A 9256-nucleotide genomic window follows, 5' to 3' on the forward strand; every position below is an offset into this window, starting at 1 on the left:
GCTTCGACAGGGGTAAGGGGTCAGTGCTTGAACATCACATGGCGAACGGTGGTGTAGTCCTCCAGGCCGTACATGGACATGTCCTTGCCGTAGCCGGACAGTTTCTGACCGCCGTGGGGCATTTCGCTGACCAGCATGAAGTGGGTGTTCACCCAGGTGCAGCCGTACTGCAACCGTGCAGCCAGGCGATGGGCGCGGCCGACATCGGCGGTCCACACGGAAGAGGCCAGGCCGTAGTCCGAATCGTTGGCCCAGGCCAATACCTGGGCCTCGTCGTTGAATTTGGTTACCGACACTACTGGCCCGAACACTTCGCGGCGCACGATTTCATCGTCCTGCTGCGCGTCGGCCAACACCGTCGGTTCGAAGAAGAACCCGTTGCCTTCCACCGCCTTGCCACCCGTGATCAGGCGGATATGAGATTGCGCCACGGCACGCTCCACAAACCCGGCCACACGGTCACGGTGCTGTGCGGTGATCAGCGGGCCCAGCTCGGTGGCCGGGTCATCCTGCAAACCGTATTTGATGCTGGCAACCGCCGCGCCGAGCTTTTCGACGAACGCGTCGTAGATATCGGCCTGTGCATAAATCCGGCACGCAGCGGTGCAATCCTGCCCGGCGTTGTAGAAGCCGAAGGTGCGAATGCCTTCCACCGCCGCGTCGATATCGGCGTCGTTGAAGATGATCACCGGCGCCTTGCCGCCCAGTTCCATGTGCATGCGTTTGACGCTGTCGGCAGTGCTGGAAATGATATTGGCCCCGGTGGCAATCGAACCGGTCAGCGACACCATGCGCACTTTCGGGTGATTCACCAGCGGGCTGCCCACGGTTGGCCCACGGCCAAACACCAGGTTGAGTACACCGGCCGGGAAAATTTCAGCGGCCAGTTCCACCAGGCGCAGCGCGGTCAGCGGGGTTTGTTCCGAAGGCTTGAGCACCACGGTATTACCGGCGGCCAGGGCCGGGGCGATTTTCCAGGCGACCATCATCAGCGGGTAGTTCCACGGCGCGATGGAGGCAATCACGCCCACCGGGTCACGGCGGATCATAGAGGTGTGGCCCGGCAGGTACTCGCCGCCGGCCGAACCGCTCATGCAGCGGCTGGCGCCGGCGAAGAAGCGGAACACATCGGCCACCGCCGGGATCTCGTCGTTCAGCGCGGCGCTGTAGGGTTTGCCGCAGTTGTCCGACTCAAGCTTTGCCAGCTCTGCGCCGTGGGCTTCGATGGCGTCGGCGAGTTTGAGCAGCAGCAGCGAGCGATCCTTCGGTGGCGTTTGCGACCAGCCTTCAAAAGCGCTGTCGGCAGCACGCACGGCGGCGTCGACCTGGGCTTCGCTGGCTTCCTTGATTTCCACCAGTACCCGACCCAACGCCGGGTTGAACACCGGCTGCGCCGGGCCTTCGCCTTCGACCAGATGGCCGTTGATCAGCAGTTTGGTTTGCATGGTTCAGTCCTCTTAAAGCTGCATCGTTTCCCCTGCCGAAACCGGTTCAAGTGTGGGAGCGGGCTTGCTCGCGAATACGGTCTTTCAGTTGATACATCACCTGACTGATACACCGCTTTCGCGAGCAAGCCCGCTCCCACATTTGAATCTCATTCCTTCAGTGGCAATGTGTTGTCAGTTATTTACCGCCACTACCGGCCACGCTTTCGCCGCCGCGGGTCAGGTAATAGGCACCCAGGATCGGGAACATCGTCACGATCATCACCAGCATCGCCACCACGTTGGTCACCGGCACATCCCGTGGCCGGCTCAACTGGTTGAGCAGCCACAGCGGCAAGGTGCGCTCGTGGCCGGCGGTGAAGGTGGTGACGATGATTTCGTCGAACGACAGCGCGAACGCCAGCATGCCGCCGGCCAGCAACGCCGAGCCGAGGTTGGGCATGATGATGTAGCGGAAGGTCTGCCAGCCGTCGGCGCCGAGGTCCATCGAGGCTTCGATCAGGCTGTGGGAAGTGCGGCGCAAACGGGCGATCACGTTGTTGTAGACGATCACCACGCAGAAGGTCGCGTGGCCGACGATGATCGTGAACATCCCCGGCTCAATCCCCAGGGTCTTGAAGGTCGCGAGCAACGCGATACCGGTGATGATCCCCGGCAGTGCAATCGGCAGGATCAGCATCAGCGAGATGCCTTGCTTGCCGAAGAACTCCCGGCGATACAACGCCGCCGAGGCCAGGGTGCCGAGCACCATCGCAATCAGCGTGGCGATGGCCGCGATTTGCAGCGACAGCTTGATCGCTTCCAATACGTCCGGCCGCGAGAAGGCCACGCTGAACCACTTCAGGGTGAAGCCCTGGGGTGGAAAGCTGAACGCCGCCTCTTCGGTGTTGAAGGCGTAGAGGAAGATGATCAGGATCGGGAAGTGCAGGAAAACCAACCCGCCCCAGGCCGCGATTTTTAGACTGAGTGAGGCTTTTTCAGAGTGCATCGAAGGCCCCCAGACGTTTGACGATGGACAGGTAAACCGCGATCAGCACGATCGGCACCAGGGTGAACGCCGCGGCCATGGGCATGTTGCCGATAGCGCCTTGTTGCGCGTACACCATGCCGCCGACGAAGTAACCCGGCGGGCCCACCAGTTGCGGCACGATGAAGTCGCCCAGGGTCAGCGAGAACGTAAAGATCGAACCCGCCGCAATCCCCGGCACCGACAGCGGCAGAATCACCTGCATGAAGGTCTGGCGCGGCTTGGCGCCGAGGTCTGCCGAGGCCTGCAGCAACGATGGCGGCAAACGCTCCAGCGAGGCCTGGATCGGCAGAATCATGAACGGCAGCCAGATGTACACAAACACCATGAACCGCCCCAGGTGCGAGGTGCTCAAGGTGCTGCCGCCCACGCCGGGAATGCCCATGATGAATTGCAGCGCCGGCTCCAGGCCCAGGTGCTGCACGAACCACTGCGCCACGCCGCCCTTGGCCAGCAGCAGGGTCCAGGCGTAGGCCTTGACGATGTAGCTGGCCCACATCGGCATCATCACCGCGATGTAGAAAAACGCCTTGGTCTTGCCGGTGGTGTAGCGCGCCATGTAGTAGGCGATCGGGAACGCGACGATGGCACTGGCGATGGACACCACCACCGCCATGCTCAAGGTGCGCACGATGATGTCGAAGTTCGACGGCTGGAACAGCGCGGCAAAGTTGGCCAGGGTCAGGTCCGGGGTGACCGCCATGGTGAAGTCATCGAACGTATAGAAGCCTTGCCACAGCAAGGTCAGCAGCGACCCCAAATAGATCGCGCCGAACCAGATCAGCGGCGGCACGAGCAGCAGCGACAGGTACAGGTTGGGCTTCTTGTACAGCAGGTTGGAAAACCTGCGCATCGGCGGTTGGGACAGGGCCAGGCTCATGTCACACCTCGCCTGCGATGTCGGTCAACGGCGTCATGGCTTCCCGCGCCCAGCGCGCGGTGATGGACTGGCCGACTTGATGCCCGGCGGTGGTGTCCAGCCATTGGTTGTTGGCCTGGCTGATGTTCAGCGCCTGGCCGTTTTCCAGTTTCAGTTCGTAGCGGGTGGCGCTGCCCTGGTACTGGATGTCATGCAGCAGGCCGCTGACTTCCACCTCGCCGCTGCCCAGCGGGCCTTCGGCGAAACGCACGTGTTCCGGGCGGATCGAGAACGGCTGCGGGTTACCGCTCAAGCGTTGCGCCAATTCGCCGCGAATCACGTTGGAGGTGCCGACGAATTCCGCGACGAAGGTGGTGGCGGGCTTCATGTACAGGTTGCGCGGGGTGTCGACCTGTTCGATGCGGCCCTTGTTGAATACGGCCACACGGTCGGACATCGACAGTGCTTCGGTCTGGTCGTGGGTGACGAAGATGAAGGTGATGCCAAGTTGGCGTTGCAGTTTCTTCAGCTCGCTTTGCATCTGTTCGCGCAGCTTCAGGTCGAGAGCGCCGAGGGGCTCATCCAGCAGCAATACGCGCGGACGATTGACCAGTGCGCGGGCCAGGGCCACACGTTGACGCTGGCCGCCGGAGAGTTGCACCGGCTTGCGGTCGCCGTAACCGCCGAGGGCGACCATGCCGAGCGCTTCTTCGGCGCGGTTGAGGCGTTCGGTCTTGCCCACGCCTTTGACTTTCAGGCCGTAGGCCACGTTGTCCCGCACGTTCATGTGGGGGAACAGTGCGTAATCCTGGAACACAGTGTTCACGTCGCGCTGATACGGCGGCAAGCCGGCGGCTTCCTCACCGTGGATGCGGATGGAGCCGGCACTGGGTTGCTCGAACCCTGCGATCAGGCGCAGGCACGTGGTTTTGCCCGAGCCGGAAGGGCCGAGCATGGAAAAGAACTCGCCGTCCTGGATATCGATGGAAACCCGGTCAACGGCTTTCACTTCGCCGAACTGACGGGAAACGTGGGTGAATTGGACTGCAAGCGTCATGGTGCGGTGCTCCAAAAAGGCGCGTCTTGTAAAAATTAAATCGGAGGTAGAGGTGATCGTTCCCACGCTCTGCGCGGGAATGCAGCGCTGGACGCTCCGCGTCCGCCCTTAAAGTCGTGACGCGGAGCGTCACAGGAGGCATTCCCACGCGGAGCGTGGGAACGATCAACTAGGGAGTGCTTAGCGCCCGCCCATGATCGCGATGTAATCCTGGGTCCAGCGGCTGTATGGCACGAACTTGCCGCCTTCAGCCTGCGGGGTTTTCCAGAAGGCGATCTTCTCGAACTGGTCGAAACCGTTGGTCTTGCAACCCTCGGCGCCCAGCAGTTCGCTTTCCTTGCACGCCGCGGGAACCGCCGGCAACGAACCGAACCACGAGGCCACATCACCCTGGACCTTCGGCTGCAGCGACCAGTCCATCCACTTGTAGGCGCAGTTCGGGTGCTTGGCATCGGTGTGCAGCATGGTGGTATCCGCCCAGCCGGTGGCGCCTTCCTTCGGAATGGTCGAGGCAATCGGCTGCTTCTCGTTCACCAGGCCGTTGACCTGATACGGCCATGCGCTGGAGGCCACCACGCCTTCGTTCTTGAAGTCGCTCATTTGCACGGTGGTGTCATGCCAGTAGCGGTGGATCAACGGCTGCTGGGCGCGCAACAGGTCGAGCACGGCCTTGTACTGGGTTTCGGTCAGCTCGTACGGGCTCTGGATGCCCAGTTCCGGCTTGGTGGCCTTGAGGTACAGCGCCGCATCGGCGATGTAGATCGGGCCGTCATAGGCCTGCACGCGGCCTTTGTTCGGCTTGCCGTCCGGCAGGTTCTGCGCATCGAACACTACGTTCCAGCTGGTGGGCGCGGTCTTGAACACGTTGGTGTTGTACATCAACACGTTCGGGCCCCACTGGTACGGCGTGCCGTACGTTTGCTGGCCGACCACGTACCACGGCGCATCTTTCAGGCGCGGGTCGATGTTCTTCCAGTTGGGAATCAGCGAGGTGTTGATCGGCTGTACGCGCTTGCCGACGATCAACCGCAGCGAGGCATCGCCGGATGCGGTGACCAGGTCGTAGCCGCCCTTGGCCATCAAGCTCACCATCTCGTCGGAGGTGGCGGCGGTCTTGACGTTGACCTTGCAGCCGGTCTCTTTCTCGAAACCGGTGACCCAGTCGTAGTTCTTGTCGCTTTCGCCACGTTCGATATAGCCGGGCCAGGCCACGATATCCAACTGGCCTTCACCGGCACCCACCGCCTTCAGCGGTTCGGCGGCCTGGATGCTGACACTGGCCAGCAGCGCGGTGGTCAGGGCACTGAGCAGTGCGGTCTTGTGCGCAGACATGGGGGTTCCCTCTTCTTTAATTATGGTCGGGGCAGTTTTTGCAGCAGGTGGTGCGTGAGCGTAGTTGTTGTTTTAAAGATGCTGGCCGTGGCGCGCCATGATGTGCCGCACCACGCTGTAGTCCTGTAGCGAATCGCTGGACAGATCTTTGCCATACCCCGAGCGCTTCAAGCCGCCGTGGGGCATTTCGCTGACCAGCATGAAATGACTGTTGATCCAGGTGCAGCCGTATTGCAGGCGCGACGCCACTTGCATCGCCTTGTCCAGGTTCTGGGTCCACACGGAGGAGGCCAGGCCGTATTCCGAGTCGTTGGCCCAGTCCACCGCCTGTTCCAGCTCGTCGAAGCGGGTCACGGTGACCACCGGGCCGAACACTTCGCGCTGCACGATTTCATCATTCTGTTTACAACCGGCCAGCAAGGTTGGCTGGTAGAAGAAGCCAGCACCGGAATGCACGGCGGCGCCGGTGATGCGTTCGATATGCGGCTGGCCGAGGGCGCGTTCGACAAAACTGGCGACGCGGTCGCGCTGGCGGGTGCTGATCAGCGGGCCGAGTTCGTTGTCGGCATCGCGCTTGCCGGCAAACCGCAGGCTGCTGACGGCGGCGCCGAGCTCGGCCACCAATTTGTCGTGGATGCCGGCCTGGGCGTAGATGCGGCACGCGGCGGTGCAGTCCTGGCCGGCGTTGTAGTAACCGTAGGCGCGCACGCCTTCGACCACGGCTTGCAGGTCGGCGTCGTTGCACACGATCACCGGGGCCTTGCCGCCCAGCTCCAGGTGCGTGCGCTTGAGTGTCTTGGAGGCGGCCTGGAGGATCTTCTGCCCGGTGACGATATCGCCGGTCAACGAGACCATGCGCACCTTCGGGTGGCTGACCAAATGGCTGCCGACCCCTTCGCCGCCGCCACACAGGATGTTGATCACCCCGCGCGGCAACAACTGGCTCAGTACGGGCGCCAGGGCCAGGATCGACAGCGGGGTATGTTCCGACGGCTTGAACACCAGGGTATTACCGGCCGCCAGGGCCGGGGCGATTTTCCAGGCGGCCATCATCAGCGGGTAATTCCACGGCGCAATGGAGGCCACCACGCCAATCGGATCGCGACGCACCATGCTGGTGTAGCCCGGCAGGTATTCACCGCTCAGTTGCCCGGTCTGGCAGCGCACGGCGCCGGCGAAGAAACGGAACACATCGACGGTCGCGCTCAAATCGTCCTGACGTGCCAGGTGCAGCGGCTTGCCGCAATTCAGCGATTCCAGGCGGGCGAGGTAGTCGGCTTGTTTTTCGATTGTCTCGGCGATGCCCAGGAGGATGTTCGAGCGCTGCTGGGGCGTGGTCCGCGACCAACCGGCAAAGGCCCGGTGGGCGGCGAGGATTGCGGCTTCGACCTGCTCGGTACTGGCTTCGGCGATATGGGTGAGGATTTCACCGGTGGTCGGGTTGATGATCGGCTCGACAAACCCCTGGCCCGGGACCAGTTCGCCGTCGATCAGCAACGCAGTGAGCAGCGGTGTGGGCGCGCCAGACATTTTTCGCGATCTCTTTTCTTGTGTGGTCATGGCTGTTCTCGTGCGAGGCGCCTGACCTTCTCTTATGGGATGAGCAGAGACTAGAGGTCAGGCGCGAGGTCAACAAATACTAAATACTGAAAGCAGCATTCGATTAAATAGATGGCTTGCGTGGGTGGGGCTGTTCGCGGGCCACCGTCAGGAATGGGTCCACCAGCGCCGGGCGCGCCGTGCCTCGGCGCCAGGCCAGGCCCACGTCTAGGGTCTGGCTGAGGTCGGCAATCGGCCGGGCCTCGATGATGTCGCCTTCCAGGGACCAGGGGCGGTAGGTCATGTCCGGCTGGATCGACACGCCCAGGCCGGCGGCGACCAGGCTTCGCACGGCTTCCGTCGAGGCGGTGCGCAAGGTGACGCGGGGTTGCAGCCCGGCGCCGGTCCACATGCGTTGGGCGTTGTGGCCCATTTCGTCGACGTTCAGTTGAATCAGCGGCTCGCGCGCCACATCCGCCAGGTTGATGCTGTCGTGTTCCAGCAGCGGGTGCTGGGCGGGCAGCCATAAACGGTGGGGCGAGTGGGTGAGCACTTCGGTTTGCAGGGCGTGGCGGTCTTCGAGGTTGGAGAGGATCAGCACGCCGACGTCGATTTCACCGCTGACCAGCAGGTGTTCGATGTAGGGGCGTTCGTCCTCCATCACGCGGATTTCGACATTGGGGTAGGCGCGCTGGAAGCGGGTAAGCAAGTCCGCCAGGTAGTAGCCGGCGACCAGGCTGGTCACGCCGATGATCAACTGCCCGGCCACCTGGTCGGTGCTCTGTTGCAGGCTGCGCTTGGCGTTGTCGACGGTGGCGAGGATGAGGTGCGCCTGGCGCAGGAACTGGTGGCCCTGGTGGGTCAGGGTCATGCCCTTGGCGTGGCGGTTGAACAGGTTGACGCCGATTTCCTGTTCCAGTTGCTGGATCGCCAGGGTCAGGGTGGACTGGGAGATGAAGGCGGTCTGGGCAGCGGCGGAGATCGAGCCGGTCTCGGCCACGGCGATGAAGTGACGGATCTGACGCAAGGTCATCATGCTGGAATTACCAGTGGGGTGTTTTTATAGATTTGTTCGAGTGTATATCGTTTTAATTGAGGGGTAAGCGCGTTACATCTGGAAGCACTCTAGATCGGGGGTTTTTGGCACTTAGTTTTACGCTGGGGGCCTATTGGTCCTGTGAACTTGAGTTTCTGGAGGTTGTGAATGAATACCCGTGGATTGCTCGATCAACTGCTCAAATCCGGCCAGGACATGTTGCAGAACAAGGCTGGCGGGCAGCGCAAGTCAGATGACAAGGGGGCCCTTGGCGGACTGCTGGGTGGCGGCGGATTGGGTAGCTTGCTTGGCGGTGCCGGTGGTGGGGCCCTCGCGGCCGGCGCCATGGGTCTGTTGCTGGGCAACAAGAAAGCCCGCAAGTTTGGCGGCAAGGCGCTGACCTATGGCGGGTTGGCTGCTTTGGGGGTGATTGCCTACAAGGCCTACGGTAATTGGCAGGCGCAGCAGGCCAGTGCGCCTCAAGGAGAGCCGCAGACCATTGATCGGTTGCCACCGGCCCAGGTCGAGCAGCACAGCCAGGGGATTTTGAAGGCGCTGGTGGCTGCGGCCAAGGCTGACGGGCATGTGGATGAGCGTGAGCGGGCGTTGATCGAAGGGGAGTTTGTGAAGCTGGATAACGATCGTGAGTTGCAGCAGTGGTTGCATGCCGAGCTGAACAAGCCGCTGGATCCGGCAGATGTGGCTCGGGCTGCCAGTACTCCGGAGTTGGCTGCCGAGATGTATATCGCCAGTGTGATGTTGGTGGATGAGGAGAACTTCATGGAGAAGGCTTACCTCGATGAGTTGGCGCGGCAGCTTAAGTTGGAGCCGGGGTTGAAGGCTGAACTGGAGAAGCAGGTGCGGCAGGCTGAGGTGGTTTGATTGTGTACATATCCGTTTCTGCGGTAACGGCTACTTATGGTAAAAGCAAAGACCAGAACGAAAGCAGAGCCGCTTTTCT

General features: G+C 62.1%; 8 protein-coding genes. 1 reads left to right on the plus strand and 7 read right to left on the minus strand.

Features of this window, described 5'->3' with window-relative positions; genetic code table 11:
- Positions 1-20 precede the first annotated feature (20 nt).
- The 7 genes from HYE77_RS25685 to HYE77_RS25715 all read right to left on the minus strand — a co-directional run bounded on the left by HYE77_RS25685 (position 21) and on the right by HYE77_RS25715 (position 8295).
- Positions 21-1445 (minus strand): gamma-aminobutyraldehyde dehydrogenase, encoded by a 1425-nt coding sequence (locus tag HYE77_RS25685; RefSeq protein WP_003209554.1) that lies wholly within the window; start codon positions 1443-1445, stop codon positions 21-23.
- A 178-nt stretch (positions 1446-1623) separates the two neighbouring features.
- The gene (locus HYE77_RS25690) at positions 1624-2433 is read right to left on the minus strand and encodes an ABC transporter permease (RefSeq protein ID WP_003209553.1); all 810 of its coding nucleotides are present in this window, start codon (positions 2431-2433) and stop codon (positions 1624-1626) included.
- Positions 2423-3352 (minus strand): ABC transporter permease, encoded by a 930-nt coding sequence (locus HYE77_RS25695; protein WP_003209552.1) that lies wholly within the window; start codon positions 3350-3352, stop codon positions 2423-2425. Before HYE77_RS25695 ends, HYE77_RS25690 begins: the two co-directional genes overlap by 11 nt.
- Before the next feature lies 1 nt (position 3353).
- Complete coding sequence (locus tag HYE77_RS25700) at positions 3354-4388, minus strand: ABC transporter ATP-binding protein (protein WP_003209551.1); 1035 nt, start codon at positions 4386-4388, stop codon at positions 3354-3356.
- A 180-nt stretch (positions 4389-4568) separates the two neighbouring features.
- Positions 4569-5720: a putative ABC transporter substrate-binding protein YdcS gene (ydcS, locus tag HYE77_RS25705; RefSeq protein WP_003209550.1), complete on the minus strand. Its 1152-nt coding sequence runs from the start codon at positions 5718-5720 to the stop codon at positions 4569-4571.
- 72 nt (positions 5721-5792) lie between these two features.
- Positions 5793-7250, minus strand: coding sequence for a gamma-aminobutyraldehyde dehydrogenase (locus HYE77_RS25710; protein ID WP_177069755.1), 1458 nt, complete (start codon positions 7248-7250; stop codon positions 5793-5795).
- A gap of 133 nt (positions 7251-7383) precedes the next feature.
- Positions 7384-8295, minus strand: a complete 912-nt coding sequence (locus HYE77_RS25715) for a LysR family transcriptional regulator (RefSeq protein ID WP_003209548.1) — start codon at positions 8293-8295, stop codon at positions 7384-7386.
- 168 nt (positions 8296-8463) lie between these two features.
- Between HYE77_RS25715 and HYE77_RS25720 the strand changes: the two genes are divergently transcribed.
- Positions 8464-9177 carry a tellurite resistance TerB family protein gene (locus HYE77_RS25720; protein ID WP_003209547.1) on the plus strand — a complete coding sequence of 238 codons (714 nt, stop codon included), beginning with the start codon at positions 8464-8466 and terminating at the stop codon, positions 9175-9177.
- Positions 9178-9256 lie beyond the last annotated feature (79 nt).

The organism is Pseudomonas sp. IPO3774, assembly GCF_013386835.1.
Classification (GTDB): Bacteria; Pseudomonadota; Gammaproteobacteria; order Pseudomonadales; family Pseudomonadaceae; genus Aquipseudomonas.

Bases quoted from the DNA above. Each gene is read 5' to 3' on its own strand.
- HYE77_RS25685 (WP_003209554.1), bottom strand. From the start codon at position 1,445: ATGCAAACCAAACTGCTGATCAACGGCCATCTGGTCGAAGGCGAAGGC.
- HYE77_RS25690 (WP_003209553.1), bottom strand. From the start codon at position 2,433: ATGCACTCTGAAAAAGCCTCACTCAGTCTAAAAATCGCGGCCTGGGGC.
- HYE77_RS25695 (WP_003209552.1), bottom strand. From the start codon at position 3,352: ATGAGCCTGGCCCTGTCCCAACCGCCGATGCGCAGGTTTTCCAACCTG.
- HYE77_RS25700 (WP_003209551.1), bottom strand. From the start codon at position 4,388: ATGACGCTTGCAGTCCAATTCACCCACGTTTCCCGTCAGTTCGGCGAA.
- ydcS (WP_003209550.1), bottom strand. From the start codon at position 5,720: ATGTCTGCGCACAAGACCGCACTGCTCAGTGCCCTGACCACCGCGCTG.
- HYE77_RS25710 (WP_177069755.1), bottom strand. From the start codon at position 7,250: ATGTCTGGCGCGCCCACACCGCTGCTCACTGCGTTGCTGATCGACGGC.
- HYE77_RS25715 (WP_003209548.1), bottom strand. From the start codon at position 8,295: ATGATGACCTTGCGTCAGATCCGTCACTTCATCGCCGTGGCCGAGACC.
- HYE77_RS25720 (WP_003209547.1), top strand. From the start codon at position 8,464: ATGAATACCCGTGGATTGCTCGATCAACTGCTCAAATCCGGCCAGGAC.